Source organism: Thermosynechococcus sp. QKsg1 (assembly GCF_031586415.1).
In the GTDB taxonomy this organism is placed as follows: domain Bacteria; phylum Cyanobacteriota; class Cyanobacteriia; order Thermosynechococcales; family Thermosynechococcaceae; genus Thermosynechococcus.
Map to the genome: position 1 here is coordinate 1869162 of NZ_CP134200.1, position 18682 is coordinate 1887843.

11 protein-coding genes are annotated in these 18682 nt (G+C 55.3%); 7 read left to right on the plus strand and 4 right to left on the minus strand.

Annotation, left to right across the window (positions count from 1 at the left end):
- Window positions 1–179 precede the first annotated feature (179 nt).
- The gene (locus RHP47_RS09240; protein WP_286625457.1) at window positions 180–1916 is read left to right on the plus strand and encodes a diflavin flavoprotein; all 1737 of its coding nucleotides are present in this window, start codon (window positions 180–182) and stop codon (window positions 1914–1916) included.
- Between the two features lie 9 nt (window positions 1917–1925).
- Here RHP47_RS09240 and RHP47_RS09245 read toward each other — a convergent pair whose 3' ends face one another.
- The 4 genes from RHP47_RS09245 to gyrA form a co-directional block, all read right to left on the minus strand.
- Entirely contained in the window at window positions 1926–2375 is a 450-nt protein-coding gene (locus tag RHP47_RS09245) for a hemerythrin family protein (protein ID WP_286625458.1), read from the minus strand.
- Window positions 2376–2494: 119 nt separating this feature from the next.
- Window positions 2495–3577, minus strand: coding sequence for a class I SAM-dependent methyltransferase (locus RHP47_RS09250; protein ID WP_310840318.1), 1083 nt, complete (start codon window positions 3575–3577; stop codon window positions 2495–2497).
- Between the two features lie 49 nt (window positions 3578–3626).
- Entirely contained in the window at window positions 3627–4616 is a 990-nt protein-coding gene (hpnA, locus tag RHP47_RS09255) for a hopanoid-associated sugar epimerase (RefSeq protein ID WP_310840320.1), read from the minus strand.
- Window positions 4613–7174 carry a DNA gyrase subunit A gene (gene gyrA, locus RHP47_RS09260; RefSeq protein ID WP_286649569.1) on the minus strand — a complete coding sequence of 854 codons (2562 nt, stop codon included), beginning with the start codon at window positions 7172–7174 and terminating at the stop codon, window positions 4613–4615. Before gyrA ends, hpnA begins: the two co-directional genes overlap by 4 nt.
- A gap of 379 nt (window positions 7175–7553) precedes the next feature.
- Here gyrA and RHP47_RS09265 point away from each other — a divergent pair, with 379 nt between their 5' ends.
- The 6 genes from RHP47_RS09265 to moaA are packed head-to-tail and all read left to right on the plus strand — an operon-like array spanning window position 7554 to window position 18682.
- A complete protein-coding gene (locus RHP47_RS09265) occupies window positions 7554–12179 on the plus strand; it encodes a glutamate synthase-related protein (RefSeq protein ID WP_149820221.1) in 4626 nt (1541 codons plus the stop codon).
- Window positions 12180–12238: 59 nt separating this feature from the next.
- Window positions 12239–15421, plus strand: coding sequence for an ATP-binding protein (locus tag RHP47_RS09270; RefSeq protein ID WP_310840322.1), 3183 nt, complete (start codon window positions 12239–12241; stop codon window positions 15419–15421).
- On the plus strand, window positions 15421–15855 hold the full coding sequence (gene ureE, locus RHP47_RS09275) for an urease accessory protein UreE (RefSeq protein ID WP_149820225.1): 435 nt from the start codon (window positions 15421–15423) through the stop codon (window positions 15853–15855). The genes RHP47_RS09270 and ureE overlap by 1 nt, the downstream gene beginning before the upstream one ends.
- A complete protein-coding gene (locus RHP47_RS09280) occupies window positions 15845–16522 on the plus strand; it encodes an urease accessory protein UreF (RefSeq protein WP_149820227.1) in 678 nt (225 codons plus the stop codon). Before ureE ends, RHP47_RS09280 begins: the two co-directional genes overlap by 11 nt.
- A gap of 13 nt (window positions 16523–16535) precedes the next feature.
- Window positions 16536–17711 carry a molybdopterin molybdotransferase MoeA gene (locus RHP47_RS09285; RefSeq protein WP_286668638.1) on the plus strand — a complete coding sequence of 392 codons (1176 nt, stop codon included), beginning with the start codon at window positions 16536–16538 and terminating at the stop codon, window positions 17709–17711.
- 5 nt (window positions 17712–17716) lie between these two features.
- Window positions 17717–18682: a GTP 3',8-cyclase MoaA gene (moaA, locus tag RHP47_RS09290; RefSeq protein WP_190278050.1), complete on the plus strand. Its 966-nt coding sequence runs from the start codon at window positions 17717–17719 to the stop codon at window positions 18680–18682.

An 18682-nucleotide genomic window follows, 5' to 3' on the forward strand; every position in this document is an offset into this window, starting at 1 on the left:
CAACCTTGCGATTTGAAATAATGATTTTGCTATTTGAAAAATAATCAAATAAAACATCAATGATCAAGAATAAAAGTTTTTACTGGTAATTCCCTAGGCGATTAAACTACGTTATAGTGGCAGTGCTATTTCGATATTTTCGATAGCAGTACCGCAGATAGGTCTTCAGGAGGTGTCCAATGCTCACGGAAACTCGTCCCCGTGATGTTCAAGTCGCAGAAATTGCGCCTGGGGTTTTGGTCTTGCGATCGCGCACTTGGGATCGGCTGAAGTTTGAAGTGGAGTATGGCCGTCAGCAGGGAACCACCTCCAATTCCTACCTGATCCGAGCACCCCAACCCGCCCTGCTGGATCCGCCAGGGGAATCCTTTACCCAAATTTATTTGCAGGAACTCCAGCAGCACATTGATCTGAGTCAACTGCGGTACCTGATTCTCAGTCATGTCAACTCCAACCGTCTGGCGACCGTCAAGGTTTTGCTGGAAAAAGCGCCCCAGATCATTATCGTCTGCTCTAAAGCAGGGGCAGTAACCTTGCGCTCCACCCTTGGCGAGCAATTGAATCTCTGGATTCCCCGTGCGGAAACACCCCTAGAGTTAGGGGGCGATCGCCAACTGGCGTTTATTGCTGCTGCTACGCCCCGCTGGCCCGATGGCTTGATCACCGTTGATCCTCAGAATCAAATTGTGTTTACCGATAAGCTCTTTGGTGCCCATGTCTGTGGCGATAGCCTCTACGATGAGCAGTGGAAAAAACTCGATGCGGATCGTGCCTACTACTTTGAATGTCTGCATGCGGCGCAAACCCGCCAAGTGGAAAGTATTTTGGATCGCTTGGTAGAACTGACACCGCCACCGCGCCTCTATGCCCCCGCCCACGGCCCGATGGTCAAGTTTAGCCGTAGCCGCCTCTTTCAGGACTATCGCGACTGGTGCCAAGCCCAAACGGAACAGGACACCAAGGTGGCACTTTTCTATGCCTCTGCCTATGGCAATACAGCAATTCTAGCCAACGCGATCGCCCAAGGCTTAACCGCCGCCGGCGTTCAAGTGGAAGCCATTAACTGTGAAACCACACCCCCAGCAGAAATGCAAGCTCTGATCCACAGTAGCGACGGCTTTATCATTGGCTCGCCCACCCTAGGGGGACACATGCCGACACAGGTGCAAACCGCTTTGGGGTTTATCTTGGCGGAGGGCAGCCAAACCAAGCTGGCGGGGGTCTTTGGCTCCTATGGTTGGAGTGGCGAGGCCATTGATGACATTGAGCAAAAGTTGCTTGATGCGGGCTATACCCTTGGCTTTGAAACGCTGCGGGTGAAGTTTACCCCCACGGCGAGCGATCTTGAAAAATGCCAAATTGCTGCCAACGAGTTTGCCCAAGCCCTGAAGAAACTGCGCAAGAGTCGCACCGTCCGCCCCCCCAGTCTCGTGGAGGCACAGGTGGATCGCACCGAACAAGCCATGAACCGGGTCGTGGGTTCCCTGTGTGTTCTGACCACACTACCGGAAGGGTGTTTTCACCTTACCCAAGCGGCAGCGATTTTGGTGTCGTCGGTCTCCCAAGCCTCGTTTAATCCCCCCGGTATCACAGTGTCCTTGCCGCAGGAATGGGCAGAAAGCCTCTGCTTGGTGGGCGATCGCTTTGTCTTGAATATTCTCAAGGAAGGCAGTCCCCTCGTTCGCCAATTTCAGCAGGCGCAACGCCTTGGTGAGCAACAGTTAGCCACCCTTGGCCTCAAAAGCGCTGAGAGTGGTGCCCCGATTTTGCTCGATGCCCTTGCCTATTTGGAATGTACGGTAGAATCCCGCATGAACTGTGGCAACCACTGGCTCATCTACGCCGTGGTCGAGAGTGGTGAGTTGCTGCAAAGCAGTGGCTTAACGGCAATCCAACATCGCAAAACCAGCAGTTAGCACAGGGAGCTAAAACGCATTTTCAGCCGTTAATTCAGCCGCTTGTTGCTGTGCTAGCTCCTCGGGATGGGTGAGCAGGTAGAGCATTGGCAGATCTTCTTCGCGAATATGGCGCACCACGAGGGCACCAATCGCCTCAATCGTCTCTGGCGTCAGCTTTTCAGGATGACCCTGCACCTCCTCAAGCACCCCACTCAAATCCCGTAGCAGATTTTGGTGAGCCGCACGGTGGGAGAGATAGAGGGGATGGTTGGCGGCAGCCATCAGAGTTTCTTCGTGCTGGAAGTGGCGTTCCGTTTCGCTAGCGCACTCTGGTAATTGCAGCTTCACTTGCGAAAAGGTTGCTCCCTCAGCGATCGCCGAGCGTAACTGCTGCAACATCTCCAGCAGTGCCTGATGTTCCTGATCGATTTCCGCCAAGCCAGAGACAAACTCCGCTTGCCATGCCAGCCCATCCATCAATTAACCCTCCAGACTGCCACAGGGAAAAGACATTTTGACGTACTGTGTTCAGCCTAGCAGTCCCGCATTGCAGGAGGTGGGCACCGTTACAAAGTGTAGCGGACTGGTACTTTTGGCTAAGAAGCCTTAAGGGCCACCCAATACTTACTCATAAAGTGGTGCTGCACCTCTTTGACCACTAGGCCCGCCTTTTCTAAGCGGATGTTGAGATCATCTTCGATGTAGTTGCGGTAAAAGGGTTCGTGGAAAAGGTTGGCAAAGTTTTCCATCATCGGGCGCTGCTCTGGGGAATCCAAGGCTTGAATCGAGTCACAGATGACAAAGACACCCCCCGGCTGGAGAACGCGGGCGCATTCATTAATCACGTTTTGGCGCACTGGGGCGGGCAGTTCATGGAAGAGAAAGACACAGGTGATAGCACTAAAGTAGTTGTCCACGTAGGGTAGGGTCTCGGCATTCCCCTGAATGAGTTGTGGCAAATCCCCGGTCTGGGTAGCAAGAAGCGAGTTGGCCTTGCGCAAATAGGTGGGCGACAGATCAATGCCAAAGAGTGCCGCTTTTGGAAAGCCATAGCGCAGTTGTTTCAGGGTGCGACCGGTGCCACAGGCAACATCGAGAATGCGTACAGGTGGCGTAGGAGGATGAGTGGCAAAATGTTGGGCAATGGGAGCAATCACGCGCCGCCGCATCGCATCTGCCGTGCCGCCAAAGAGCAGTTCCACTTGAACATCGTAGAGGTTGGCGGAGGTTTCACTGAGGTAGCCGTCGGTTTGGTAGTGGAAGTTTTGGCGATAATACTGCGGATAGTCTTCAAGGCGCACGTCTTTGGCAAACTCCTGAAATTGGCGCGATCGCGCCCGCTGCCACATCTGCGGCAAATCTAGCCACAGCACTGGATAAAAGCGCAAAAACTCTTCCCAAGGGGCATCAAAGAGAAGTGAGGGGGGATACAAGCCAGCCGCCGCATCCTGCCAATCCTGCTGGAGTAGGGCTTCATAACGTTCCTTGAGCCATGCTTGCAATTCAGGGCTAAGGGGTTGCGTCCGCTCTTCGGTGGGAAAGAAGGTATTCAAAAGACGCGCACTCAGGGTTTTGTGGGCGATCGCAAAAATGTTTTTGCCCCATTGCAAGGCTTGATAACCACTGTGCAGCGTCTCTTCCACAAAGGGTAACTGAGAGGCAAAGGGCGCGACCAACATAGCTCTTAACTAAACTTCATAATTTCCATTCCTCACTATATCGCAAACCCTAGGGGCAGTACCCCCGTTCGCGGTACCAAGTCACGGCGTCTCGGAGCGCCTCCTCAATCGGCGTCTGGGGCAAGCCCAATTCGGCCACGGCTTTGCGGGCATCGTAAAACATTTTTTGCTGTGCCATTCGCACCCCATCCACAGGAATCGCGGGTGGTTTGCCCAAAGACCCCAGCACCACTTCATCAAACCAAGCCACTACAAGGGGAATCACCACGGGAATTTCACCCAAGGGGCGCGGCAGCCCAGTGATCGCAGCTAACCGTTCTAGAATGTCCGCCAGCGTTAGGTTTTGGTGACCGAGGATGTAGCGTTCACCGGTTTTGCCTTTTTCCAAGGCCAAGAGATGACCGATCGCCACATCCCGCACATGGATCAGGTTCAACCCCGTGTTGACATAAAAGGGCATCTGTCGCCGCAAAAAACGCAGGATCATCTCACCAGTGGGGGTGGGCTTCGCATCCCAAGCGCCAATGGGGGTACTGGGATTGACAATGACAATATCTTGCCCTTGGCGGATCGCCGCGTGAGCCACCTGCTCTGCCCAGTACTTGGAGCGCTTGTACTCGCTAATCAGCTTTTCGGGGGGGCTTTGGTAGGCTTCGGTGGTGGGTTGGCCACTGGGATCCACCCCAATGGCGGCCACGGAACTGGTGTAAACGGTGCGCTCAATGCCAGCCTCACGGGCAGCAGCTAAGATGCGACGGGTGCCCTCCACATTGACGGCATAGAGGAGGGAGCGATCGCGCCGCCACAGACTGTAATGGGCGGCAACATGGAAGAGCACTTGGCACCCCTGCATGGGGGCAACGAGGTCACTGGTGCGGAGATCCCCTTGCACCAACTCCACACCCCACGCCTTGAGATGGGCAGCCTGCTGCGGTTGGCGCACAAGGGCACGGACACGATACCCCCTCTCGGCAAGGACTTGTGCCACATGGGTACCGACAAAGCCACTGGCACCCGTGAGAAAGGCGGTGGTGCTCAATCTTCCGCGGCCTCCATGCTACCGGGGGGCAAGACGGCTGCCGTGACAATCACATCATCCTCATCTAGGCGTTGCAGACGGACGCCCGTGGCCGATCGCGACTGCGAGGAAATATCCATTACCTTTTGGCGAATAATGATGCCGCGACTGGTGACAATCATCAATTCATCCTCGGCATTGACAATCCGCAGAGCCGCCAGTTGATCCTCGTTACTTTTGGCTTTGAATTTGGTGGCGGTAATGCCCATGCCGGCGCGGTTTTGCAGCCGAAACTGTTGCACGGGTACCCGCTTGCCGTAGCCATTGGTGGTGATGACCAGTACCCAAGGGCCTTCACTGTGCGCCACCGTCTCCTCAGCGTCTTCCATCTCGGCACTGTCATCCTCCGGGGGGGTAGCAAAACGGTTGGCGATCGCCGCCGGCAGAATATCCATCCCCACTAGTTCATCCCCCGGCCGCAGGCTCATGGATTTGACCCCCCGCGTGGCACGGCCAAGGGGGCGCAGTTGATCGTGACTGGCGCGAAAATGAATGGCCATGCCCTGCCGCGAGCCGATGATAATGGTGTCCTCTTCGCGGGTACGCCGCACCCACCGCAGTTGATCCCCCTCTTCAAGGGAAATGGCAATCAGGCCATTGGTGCGGATATTACTAAAGGCCGCTAGTGCCGTTTTCTTAATGAAGCCCTTGCGGGTGAGCATCACCAGATACTCGTCTTCACTAAACTCTTGGACGGCAATGACGGAGGTAATTTTTTCCTCGCGGGGAATGGGCAGCAGTTGGACAATGGGAGTGCCGCGGGCTTGGCGCGAGCCACTGGGAATTTGGTAGGCGGGCAAGGCATAGACTAAACCGCGATCGCTAAAGAAAAGAATGCGATCGTGATCATTACAGCTAAAGAAGTGCTCAACGGCATCATCCTCTTTAATCTCTGCCCCTTTGCGTCCCCGCCCATCGCGACTTTGGGCTTCAAAGGTATCCACGGGCATGCGCTTGATGTAGCCCTGCTGGGTAACGAGAATGACAGATTTATCGTTGGCAATTAAATCGGTGTCGCTAATCTCCCCATCCGCTTGCACAATGAGCGATCGGCGGGGCGTGGCAAACTTGGCCTTGAGTTCGGTGACTTCTTTTTCAATAATCTCCAGTATCCGCTGGCGATTGGCCAAAATATCGCGATAATCGGCTATTTGCCGCTGAAGGTCTGCGTGCTCCTGCTCAATTTTTTCCGCCTCTAAGGCCGTGAGGCGCCGCAGTTGCATCTGCAAAATGGCATCGGCTTGGGCTTCACTGAGGGCATAGGTTTGCATCAATTGCTGACGAGCAAGGGCCGTGTCACTGGCACTGCGAATGAGTTGAATCACGGCATCGAGATTGGCCAGCGCCACCAGCAACCCTTGGAGCAGGTGATCCCGTTCTTCAGCCTTGCGCAGGGCATAGCGGGTACGGCGGGCGATCGCCTCTTCACGGAAACTAAGGAACACCTCTAAACTGCGTTTGAGGGTCAGCAATTGCGGCTCGCCATTGACGATCGCCAGCATATTGGCGCCAAAATTCACCTGTAGGGGGGTTTGCTTGTAGAGATTGTTGAGCACCACCCGTGGGTAAGCCTCCCGCTTTAGCTCAATCACCACCCGAATGCCGTCGCGATCGCTTTCGTCCCGCAGATCGGCAATGCCCTCAATTTTTTTCTCGTTGACCAACTCGGCAATTTTTTCCATCAGCGCTGCCTTGTTGGTTTGGTAGGGCAACTCCGTCACGATAATCGCCTCACGGGGTTGGCGACCCGGTGCTTCAAGGGTTTCAATCGTGGCCACTGCCCGCAGCGTCATCGAGCCGCGACCGGTGGTGTAGGCCTCTTCAATGCCCCCTTGGCCGAGGATATGCCCCCCGGTGGGAAAATCAGGCCCCGGAATGTAGCGCATTAGCTCGCGATCGCTAATCTGGGGGTTATGAATTAAGGCCACCAGCCCATCCACCAGTTCTCCCAAATTATGGGGCGGGATATTCGTCGCCATCCCCACGGCAATGCCGGCGGTGCCATTGAGCAGCAACTGGGGAATCCGCGCCGGTAAAACTAGGGGTTCCTGCTGCGAGCCGTCAAAGTTATCAACAAAGTCAACGGTTTCCTGCTCGATGTCCTGCAAGAGGGCTGCTGTGGCTAGGGCTTGCAGCCGACACTCGGTGTAGCGCATCGCGGCCGGCGGATCATTGTCAATGGAGCCAAAGTTGCCGTGGCCTTCAATGAGGGGGTGACGCATCGAAAAGTCCTGCGCCATCCGCACGAGGGCATCATAGACCGCTGAATCGCCGTGGGGGTGATATTTCCCTAGCACTTCCCCCACCACACGAGCACATTTGCGGAAGGGGCGATCGCTGGTCAGCCCCAACTCATGCATGGCATAAAGGATGCGGCGGTGTACGGGTTTGAGACCATCGCGGGCATCGGGAAGGGCACGCCCAACAATGACGCTCATGGCATATTCAAGGTATGAGCGCGAAATTTCGTCCCGCAACTCAGTGGGAATGATCCGAGAAGAATCAGCAGCAAAGCTCATGGGCGTGTTTTACCAAGCAATTAATCGGGAAGCCTTGTTGTTCAGTTGGAAAATTTAATGATATCACGCCAGCCTGAACGCCAACCTTAACCCCTCTCTGCTGCGGCGTTCTAGCCCTCAAGTCAGCCTCAGCGATCGCTGGTTTGCCGGCTCCTATGGCCAAACCTTAACAATCTCTTGCTTTGGCGTTTCTGGATCCAAGAGAAACCCCTATAATAGCGAGAGACCCTATACGTTGCCCCATCACCAGCACTCCCTAATCTCTATACTGTCGCCTTGGCTCCCCCGTTCGAGTCGTGGCGTTTTTCAGTCCCTAGAGCCGGTTGCTGTTGCCAAGACAACGTTTTCATCCCTCAGTCGATTGAACGCTTTCAGACCCATGCAACAATCCACCTTTTCTTCTCCCGTGCATCAAGTTGGTTACCATGGACAGCCTTGGCTTGTGGCCGAGCGAGATGCCTGTGGTGTGGGTTTTGTTGCCCATCGCAAGGGGGTAGCTAGTCATCGCATCTTGACCCAAGCCCTTGAGGGATTGACCTGCCTTGAACACCGCGGGGGCTGTAGTGCTGATCGCGACTCTGGGGATGGGGCTGGCATCATGACGGCGATTCCGTGGGAGTTGTTGCCGGAGTTTGGCATTCCCCGCCAGCGGATTGGGGTGGCGATGATCTTTTTGCCTCAGGGGGCGGCAACGGCAGCGGCCAAATCCATTGTGGAAAAAGTTCTCAGTGAAAATGAACTGCGCCTATTGGGCTGGCGACCGGTGCCCGTAAACCCCAGTGTGTTGGGGGTGCAGGCCAAACAAAATCAGCCCCAGATTGAGCAGCTTTTTGTGGCTTCGAGCAAAGCCAGTGGCGATGAACTGGAGCGGCAGCTCTATTTGACCCGCAAGCGCATTGAGCGGGCGATCGCCCAAACGAAAGCGGACTGGCGACAGGATTTTTATATTTGTTCCTTCTCGACCCGCACGATTGTCTATAAGGGCATGGTGCGCTCGGCAGTACTGGCCCAGTTTTATGAGGATTTGCGCAACCCCAACTACCTCACCCCCTTTGCCCTTTATCACCGCCGCTTTAGCACCAACACCATGCCTAAGTGGCCCTTGGCGCAACCGATGCGGATGCTGGGACACAACGGCGAAATCAATACCCTCTTGGGCAATATCAACTGGATGCGGGCACGAGCCGCCCAACTGAGCCATCCCTATTGGGGCGAAGCCTTTGCGGATCTCATGCCCATTGTCAATGCCGAAAATAGCGACTCCGCCAACCTCGACAATGTGCTGGAATTGCTGGTGCAATCGGGACGGCAGCCCCTGCAGGCAATGATGATGCTGATTCCCGAGGCCTATCAAAACCAGCCCGATTTGGCGGATCACCCCGAGGTGGTGGACTTTTACGAATACTACAGTGGCCTTCAAGAGGCTTGGGATGGTCCTGCATTGGTCGCCTTTGCCGATGGCAAAATTGTTGGCGCCACTCTCGATCGCAATGGCCTACGCCCCGCCCGCTACACCCTCACCAATGATGATCTTGTGATTGTCTCTTCTGAGGCGGGTAGCATTCAAATTGATGAAGCAACGGTGATTGAAAAGGGCCGCCTTGGCCCCGGGCAGATGATTGCCGTTGACTTGGAACACCAAGAACTCCTCACCAACTGGGAAATCAAGCAGCGGGTGGCGCAGCAGCAACCCTACGGCGAATGGCTGAAAACCTATCGCCAAGAACTTGCCCCTCAACCCTATGGCGAAACCCCCACCCTCGAAAGCCAAACCTGCCTACAACAGCAAATGGCCTTTGGCTTTAGTGCCGAAGATGTGGAAATGATCATTGAGGCCATGGCCAAGGATGGCAAGGAACCCACCTTCTGCATGGGGGATGACATTCCCTTGGCGGTGCTGTCGCAACAACCCCACCTACTCTACGACTACTTCAAGCAGCGCTTTGCCCAAGTCACCAATCCCGCCATTGATCCCCTGCGGGAAAAACTGGTCATGTCGCTGGTGACTCGCTTGGGTAAGCGGGGGAATCTGCTCATTGAAAGCCCAGCAGATGCCCGCCTACTGCAACTCAGTTCCCCCCTCATCAACGAAGCGGAACTAGAGGAGATTCTCAGAGCACCCTTTGGTACGACTCGCCTTTCAACGCAGTTTGCGATCGCCCAAGGGCCTGCGGGGCTTGAGGCCGCTGTGAATCGGCTCTGTGAACAGGCTGCTGCCGCCGTCAAAGGAGGCGCCGAAATTCTTGTGCTCAGCGATCGCCACAACCTTGCTGGCGAACCCCATCTTTTGGATGCCGACACGTCCTATATCCCACCCCTATTGGCGGTGGGGGCAGTGCACCACCATTTGATTGCCCAAGGCATTCGCCGTCGCGTCTCCCTTGTCGTGGAAACAGCCCAATGCTGGAGTACCCATCACTTTGCCTGCCTGATTGGCTATGGCGCGGGGGCAGTGTGTCCCTACCTGACTTGGGAAACGATTCGCCAGTGGTGGCATAGCGATCGCACCCAAAGCCTGATGGCCAAGGGCAAGCTGCCCCAACTGACGCTGCAACAGGTGCAGGCCAACTACCGCAAAGCCGTAGAAGAGGGGCTCCTGAAAATCCTCTCCAAAATGGGGATTTCTCTGATTGCTAGCTATCGCGGTGCCCAAATTTTTGAGGCCATTGGCATTGGCGATGACCTGCTCAACAAGGCCTTTATTGGTACTACTTCCCGCGTGGGCGGCCTGACGCTACGGGATCTGGCTCAAGAAACCATTGCTTTTCACCAGAAGGCCTTCCCCGAACTCACAACCAAAAAACTGGAAAACTTTGGCTTTATCCAGTTCCGTCCGGGGGGTGAGTACCACATGAATAACCCGGAGATGGCCAAGGCTCTCCACAGGGCGGTGAGCCGCAACAGTTATGACCACTACGAGGTCTATCGTCGCCAATTGCGGCAGCGGGTCCCCACAGCCCTGCGGGATCTGCTGGACTTCCAGAGCGATCGTCCCAGTATTCCCCTCGAAGAGGTTGAACCCGCCAGTGAAATTGTCAAGCGCTTCTGCACTGGTGGCATGTCCTTGGGTGCCCTCTCGCGGGAAGCCCATGAGGTGCTGGCGATCGCCATGAACCGCCTTGGTGCCAAATCCAACTCTGGCGAGGGGGGCGAAGATCCGATTCGCTTCCAAGTACTGACGGATGTGGATGCTGAGGGGCACTCTCCCCAATTTCCCCATTTGCGGGGCTTGCGCAACGGCGACACCGCCAGCTCAGCGATTAAACAGGTGGCCTCTGGGCGCTTTGGTGTTACTCCTGAGTACTTAATCAATGCCCAGCAAATTGAAATCAAGATTGCCCAGGGCGCGAAACCGGGGGAAGGCGGTCAACTGCCGGGCACGAAAGTCAGCCCCTACATTGCTATGCTGCGGCGATCGAAGCCGGGCGTGTCCTTAATTTCGCCGCCGCCCCACCACGACATTTACTCCATTGAGGATTTGGCGCAACTGATTTTTGATCTGCACCAGATCAATCCCCAGGCTCAGGTTTGTGTAAAGCTGGTGGCGGAAATCGGCATTGGCACGATTGCCGCGGGGGTCGCAAAGGCCAACGCTGACGTCATTCAAATTTCCGGTCACGATGGTGGCACCGGTGCTTCGCCCCTGAGTTCGATTAAGCACGCTGGCAGTCCGTGGGAATTGGGGCTGACGGAGGTGCACCGCGTTCTTTTGGAAAATCAACTGCGCGATCGCGTGATTCTGCGGGTGGATGGTGGCCTCAAGTGTGGCTGGGATGTGGTCATGGGAGCCCTGATGGGTGCCGAGGAATTTGGCTTTGGCTCGGTGGCAATGATTGCCGAGGGCTGCATCATGGCGCGGATTTGCCACACCAATAACTGTCCCGTGGGCGTGGCCACCCAAAAAGAGGAACTGCGTAAGCGTTTCCCCGGCATCCCTGAGCATGTGGTGAACTTCTTCCTCTTTATTGCCGAAGAGGTGCGCTCTATTCTCGCCAAGCTGGGCTACCGCACCCTCAATGAGATCATTGGTCGCGCTGATCTGCTGGTGCCTCGTCAAGATGTCACCCTGACGAAAACTGCCCCCCTGAATCTGGCTTGCCTGACGAAGCTGCCGGATACGCGCAGCGATCGCCAGTGGTTGCAGCACGAAACAGTGCACAGTAACGGTGCCGTTCTCGATGATGAAATTTTGGCACGCCCAGAGGTGCAAGCCGCCATTGAGAAGCAGCAAACCGTTGAATTAGAGCTGCCCATTGTCAACACCGATCGCACTGTCGGGGCACGCATTGCCGGTGCCATTGCCAAAAAGTATGGCAACACAGGTTTTGAAGGTCAGATTACCCTCCACTTCCGCGGCAGTGCGGGTCAGAGCTTTGGCGCCTTCAACCTGCCGGGGATGATCCTCAATCTGACAGGCGAAGCCAATGACTATGTCGGCAAAGGCATGCACGGCGGTGAAATCATTATCAAGCCCCCGGCCAATGCCCCCTACGCGGCTGCGGACAACGTGATTATTGGCAATACCTGTCTCTATGGCGCCACGGGTGGATTCCTCTTTGCCAATGGCCGTGCCGGTGAGCGATTTGCTGTTCGCAACTCCAAAGCCTCTGCCGTTGTCGAGGGCACAGGGGATCACTGCTGCGAATACATGACCGGTGGGGTGGTCGTGGTCTTGGGAACTACGGGTCGCAATGTGGGTGCCGGTATGACCGGTGGCTTGGCCTACATCTTGGATGAAGCCAGTAACTTCCCCGCCAAGGTCAACCCCGAAATTGTCAAACTCCAGCGGGTCACCTCTGCCATTGGTGCCGCCCAACTCAAACAACTGATTACTGCCCACCACGAGCGCACGGGGAGTGCCAAGGCCGCAATGATTCTGGAGCAGTGGGAGCACTATTTACCCCTCTTCTGGCAGGTGGTGCCGCCTTCGGAAGCCAATACCCCGGAAGTGGTGGGTGAAGTGGCCACTGACAGCGACAGCAAAGTGCTCAGTCCCCTTTCCTAGAGGATTGGTCTTTTTAGGCAGCCTAAAATTGAGGGGAAGGCCTACGGAGGGCGATCGCCATGCTCAGCAAGCTATCCTTTCGCCATAAGCTCTTGCTGGGGACGCTCCTGCCGATTGTTGTCATCTACACCGGCCTTTTCCTCTACATTCGGGCGCGCCTGATTGGCCGCAGTACTGCCGATTATGAAAAGTGGCAGGGAACGCTGGTGTCCCTCTACGCCGATCAATTTAACGACTCACTGGCGCAGGTGGCGCAACTGGCAACCACCACTGCCTATGCCCTAGAAACCTTCCCCAAGGTCGATGAACAGCAGCTGTATGCATTTTTGCGCCGCAATGTCACTGTCAATCCCTTGGTCTATGGATCGGCGATTGCCTTTACTCCCTATAGCTTTTCTCCCCGCAAGCGCCTCTTTTGCCCCTATATTTATCGGCAGGAGGGCACATGGCGGCAAAAGGATACGGGAACAATTTACGACTACACCCAACCCCAATGGAACTGGTACACAGAGCCAATTCAAAGCGGTCAGCCCCGCTGGAGTGATCCCTATTTTGATCGGGGTGCGGGGGATAGTTGGATGGTAACCTATTCGGTGCCCTTCCGCCGCCAAGGTCAAATTCGGGGAGTCGCCACGGTGGATGTGGCTCTAGAAAGCCTGCAGCAGACCATGAACATTCAAGCCCTCCAAGAAGGCCAGTTCTTTGTCTTGGATCGCAAGGGACGGATTATCTTTCATAACGATGTCCAGTTCATTGGTCAATCTATTTTTTACATTGCTAAGGAAAACAACCACGGCGATCTTGCCGCCCTAGGCAGAGCAATGGTGGCGGGTCAAAGGGGACAGCAATGGGTCGCTGATTGGCTTTCCCAAGAGCGCCAATGGGTCTTTTATGCGCCGATTCCCGAGGCACGCTGGAGTCTGGCCATTCGTATCAATGAAGACACACTGCTTGACTTTATTCATGAAGAAACGTGGGCGGGTCTGTGGATTTTGGGGATGTCCTTTGGCTTGATTAGTTTGCTGACTTGGGGAGTGACAGGCTACATCGTCCGCCCCCTGAAGCGGCTGAATGCTGCAGCCCACAAAATTGCAGTGGGTGATCTAGACATTGCCGCTGAGGTGGACACCGCAACTCAGGATGAGTTGGGCAACCTCGGTCGCACCTTTGTGGATATGGCAGGGCAGTTACAGGAAAGTTTTAGTGAACTCCACCGCTTTAATCAACGCCTCGAAGAAGAAGTGACTCACCGGACGGCTGCCCTTGAGGCGGCCAATCAACAACTGACCGAAAAAGAACGGGTACTTCATGACCACAATGTGGCTCTGGTGCAGCTGAGCCAATCTCCCCATGTGCAACAGGGACACTTCCGTATGGCGTTGCAGGAGATTATCCAAGTAACCGCGACAACACTGCGCGTCCAGCGGGCTTCAGCGTGGGAACTCCAGGGCGATCGCCTAAAATGTGTTGTCCAGTACGACCCTGCTGCCAACAACCCTACTCAATCCACCTACCTCACCCAGCCCCCCTATCCAGAGTACTTGAAGCTGCTGCGCACCGGTGAACCCCTTGTGGTCAATGATTTACTCACGGATCCGCGCACCCATGAACTGCGGGAGTATGCCAAGATGCAAAGGGTGTATTCTCGGATTGATGCGCCGATCATCTTCAATGGTCAATTATTGGGGGTGATCTGTGTTGAGAGTATTGGCGAGCATCGGGTTTGGCTGGTGGAGGAACGCAGTTTTGTCTCCAATGTGGCGGATATTGTCACAATCGCCCTTGCAGCCCATCAACGTCATCAAGCGGAGCGGGAGTTACTCAAGGCCAAAGAGGCAGCAGAGGCAGCCAACAAAGCCAAAAGTATTTTCCTTGCCAACATGAGCCATGAACTGCGCACCCCCCTCAATGCCATTTTGGGCTTTAGTCAAATTTTGCTCAGCGATCGCACCCTTGCACCGCAGCATCGGCAAACCCTTGAAAAGATCAACCGCAGTGGTGAACACCTTTTGGGTTTGATTAACGATGTCCTTGACATGGCCAAAATTGAGGCTGGGCGCATCACACTTCAGGAAACCACCTTTGATCTGCGGCACATGTTGCAAACCCTCGAAGAAATGCTCAAGGTGCGAGCCGAGGCCAAGGGGTTGCGTCTGGTCTTTGATTTGCCCGCCAATCTGCCGGTGGCGGTAACCACTGATGAAATGAAGCTGCGCCAAGTATTGGTGAACCTCTTGGGCAATGGCATTAAATTCACCAAAGAGGGGGGCGTCTCCCTCAAGGTCAGCTATAAGGCGCAGGAACCCCCGCGACTCGCCTTTGAAGTCAGTGATACGGGTATTGGCATGACCCCAGCAGAGTTGAAAATGCTCTTTCAGCCCTTTGTCCAAACCGATAGCAGTAAAAAAGTCAGTGAAGGCACCGGTCTGGGGTTGGCCATTAGTCGCCAGTTTGTGCAATTGATGGGGGGTGATATTCAGGTGCGCAGCACCAAGGGGCAGGGAAGTCACTTTTACTTCGAGATCAACATTGGCCTTGGCGATCCCCAAGCGCTAGAGGAGGAAAAGACACAAACCGTTGTTGGCCTGCGATCGCCCACCTCAGCAGTGCGCATTTTGGTGGTGGATGATCTGTCCGAAAATCGGCAATTATTGACCCAGCTCCTAGAACCTGTCGGCTTTCAGTGTCGAGAAGCCGGCAATGGTCAAGAGGCGGTGGAGATCTGGCGAGAATGGCAGCCCCATGCCATTCTCATGGATATTCGCATGCCCGTGATGGATGGTAAAACGGCAACGCGACAGATCAAGAAAGAAGTGGGCGATCGCCTGCGGCGCGGCGAAGCCGTCTGCGCCCCGAAAATTCTTGCAGTGACCGCCAGTAGCTTTGAGCAGGACAAACAGGAACTGCTGACTCTCGGTTGTGATGACTACATTGCCAAGCCCTTCCGTCCGCAAACGATTTTTGAACGACTCGCCGCCCAGTTAAATCTAGAGTATGCCTACGAGGATGCTCTGCCCCCCGCAAGCGCTCCCCGTCCTCAGGTGCTGGATCCAGCCGCCCTAATGGTGATGCCCCGCCCTTGGATTGCTGAACTCCAAGAAGCGGCCAAAAAGCTCAATGCCAAGCGCATTCGCGAACTGATTGCTGAAATCCCACCCGAAGAAGCCGCCTTGATTGCAGGCCTTCAACAACTGGTGAAAACATTCCGCTTTGATAAAATTGTCGAGTTGACGCTGGTTTGATGTTCACGCTGACGCAACTTTGCCCTACAACATTGGAAAATGCCCGTCAGTTGCACCTCTTATTGACCGCAGAGGAACGCTGTCGCAGTCGTCTCCATTGCCACAGTGATGAGGGGGAATCTCTCTATCTGAAGTTGCCGCGCGGGATTACGTTACAGCCGGGCGATCGCCTTCAGGACGAGGACGGCACAGTAGTCGTCACGGTTCACGCCAAACCCGAACCCACGCTAAAGGTGATGGCTACCACTCCCCTTGACCTTCTACAGGCCGCCTACCACCTTGGGAATCGCCACGTCCCCTTGGAAATTCACACCGATTATCTCCGCTTGAGGGCAGATTCCGTGTTGCAAACCATGCTGGAACAGCGGGGCTTAATAGTAACGTTTGAAGTCGCGCCCTTTTGTCCCGAACGCGGTGCGTACCATGCTCACTGAGTCAGCGCTGTTAACCTTGTTGCAGCGGGTGAGTCCCGCTTTGCCCATTGGCGGCTTTAACTACTCCGAGGGCTTGGAGACCCTGATTGCCCAAGACAAGATCACCTCAGCAGCCGCCGTACAGGACTGGCTCACCTTTGAACTGACTTTTGGCAGTGCTCACTTGGCAACAGCAGTGATGGGGCGGGTCTATGGGGCGATCGCCAAGGGTGATTTTGACGCCGTTCACCAGTGGAATGCGTGGCTCTCGGCTGCCCGCGAAAGCGCCGAACTGCGTGCCCAAAATTGGCAAATGGGAACAGCATTGATCAACCTCGTCGCTGCCCTCGATCGCCTACCGCCAGAACTTCAGACTGGTCAGCCCTACCCTTGGAATGTCAGTGTTGCCTTTTGCATTGCCGCTGCCCTTGCCGACATTCCCCTAGAAACCGCACTTCTAGCCTATTTCCATAGTTGGGTCACTACTCTGATCAATGCAGCGGTGAAACTGATTCCCCTTGGTCAGACGGCGGGTCAAGTGCTTCTGCGCCAACTTCAACCCCAGATTCAGCAAACCGTGCAGCAGAGCTTAAATGTGACTGACAATGATTTAGAAAGCTGTACCTTGGGCTTAGCCCTCGCCAGTATGCAGCACAAAACGCTCTACTGCCGTCTATTTCGCAGTTAATCCTGTCTAGAAAATGATTTCCGTCGAAACAGCCGTTGACCTGATTCAGCAGCATTTGCCCGATTGGGGCACAGAGACCATCTCTTTGACTGAGCCTCAGTACAGCCGACTAGGGGGAGCCATTACCAGCGATCGCCCCTACCCACCCATTGACCGCATCATGATGGATGGTATTGCCCTGCGGTGGGCCGCCTATGGATCTGGTCAGCGTGCCTTCCGGATTCTGGGGGTTGTCCCTGCTGGTGAGGTACCCCCCACGTTGACGGATCCACAGGCCTGCTTGGAAGTGATGACTGGTGCCGCGTTGCCCCAGGGCTGCGATCTGGTCATTCCCTACGAGGCTCTGGAAATTCGTGACGGCATTGCCCATATCCGCCACGCCGAACTGTGGTCGCCCTATCAATTTGTCCACCGCTGTGGCAGTGATGCGCCGGCGGGTCAACAGGTGCTGGCGGCAGGTACCCCTCTACACAGTCCGGCTTGGGGCATTCTTGCCGCTGTGGGGCAGAGCGAAGTTTGTGTCCAGCGCACCCCCCGCACTCAAATTGTTGCCACCGGCAATGAACTGATTCCGCCAGACCACGTACCTCAACCCCATCAACTGCGCCTCTCCAATGCCTACGCCCTAATGGCTGCCCTCAAGCGCCAAGGGTACAACCACGTCAGTATCACCCATTTACCCGATGATCCGCTGCAACTGGCAACCCACTACTGCCAAGCGAGCCAAGCGTACGATCTCCTGATTTATTGCGGCGGCGTTTCCAAGGGCAAGTTTGACTATTTACCGCAACTGTGGCGCGATCATGGCGTGCAGCAATATATCCACGGTGTCGCTCAGCGCCCCGGAAAACCCCTCTGGTTTGGGGTGGATCACATGCAGCAAACGGCAGTCTTTGGCTTGCCGGGGAACCCCGTCTCCAGTTTGGTGTGTTTACACCGCTATATTTTGGACATGCCACGCCTCTATGCCCGCTTAGCCACTCCCTTCTCTTTTGAGCAGCCCTTAACCTACTTTTTACCCGTTAAACTAGAAACCACGAAAACTGCTGAACTGATTGCCCACCCCCGTCCGATGCAAAACTCTGGTGATTTTTTGGCCTTGGCTGACAGTGATGGCTTCTTGGAACTACCTGCCTCGCAAGGGATATTTGCTGCTGGGGAGTGCTATCGCTATTTTCCGTGGAGTTAGGGCGGATGGTTGTCACCACAGCTATCCCTAGCCAACGTTTGCTGGATAACCAAGGGCGACACATTCGCAAGTTGCGCCTGTCGGTTACCGATCGCTGTAATTTGCGCTGTACTTACTGTATGCCCGTGGATGCCGCCTTTATGCCCCCCCAGACCTATTTAAGCCCCACAGAGTATGCCACGATTGTGGCTGAACTGGTGGCACTGGGGATTGAGTCGGTGCGCCTAACGGGGGGTGAACCGCTCCTGCGAGCCGAGTTTGCTGAGATTGTCGCAGCCTTGGTGGCAGTGGGGGTACCAGAGCTAAGCTTAACCACGAATGGGATTCGCTTGGTGCCCTTTTTGCCCCTCTTGGAACAATATGGGGTACGGCGTTTGAATATCAGTCTGGATAGCCTAGACCCCGAAACCTTTGCCGCCATTAGTCATGGCCACCACTTGGAAACGGTGAAGGCGGCGGTGGCCACTGCGGTTCACCAAGGGTTTCAGGTGAAGCTGAACATGGTGGTTATGGCGGGTGTCAATGATCACGAACTGGTGCCAATGGTGGAGTACGCCAAGGGGTTGGGGATTGAGGTGCGCTTTTTGGAGCTGATGCGCATTGGCTATGCTTGCCACTTGGGGGGCGATCGCTTTGTTAGTGCTGCCACGATGATTGAGCGCTTGCGTCAGCATTATGATCTGCGACCTGTGCCACGTCCTTTGGATTCCACTTCGTTTAACTTTGAGACGGCCTGTGGCGGGCAGATTGGTTTTATCGCTTCAGAATCCCAACCCTTTTGTGGCCACTGCTCCCGTTGGCGCTTGTCTGCGGATGGTGTCCTGCGAGCGTGCCTGTTTAAGGAGGCGGGGGTGTCCCTACGGGGCTTAAGTCAAAGGGAACGGTATGCCGCCTATGAGCAAGTGTTGGGCATGAAACCCAGCTTGCGCGGAGCAGAAGTTCACCATGCGATGCACCAGATTGGAGGCTAG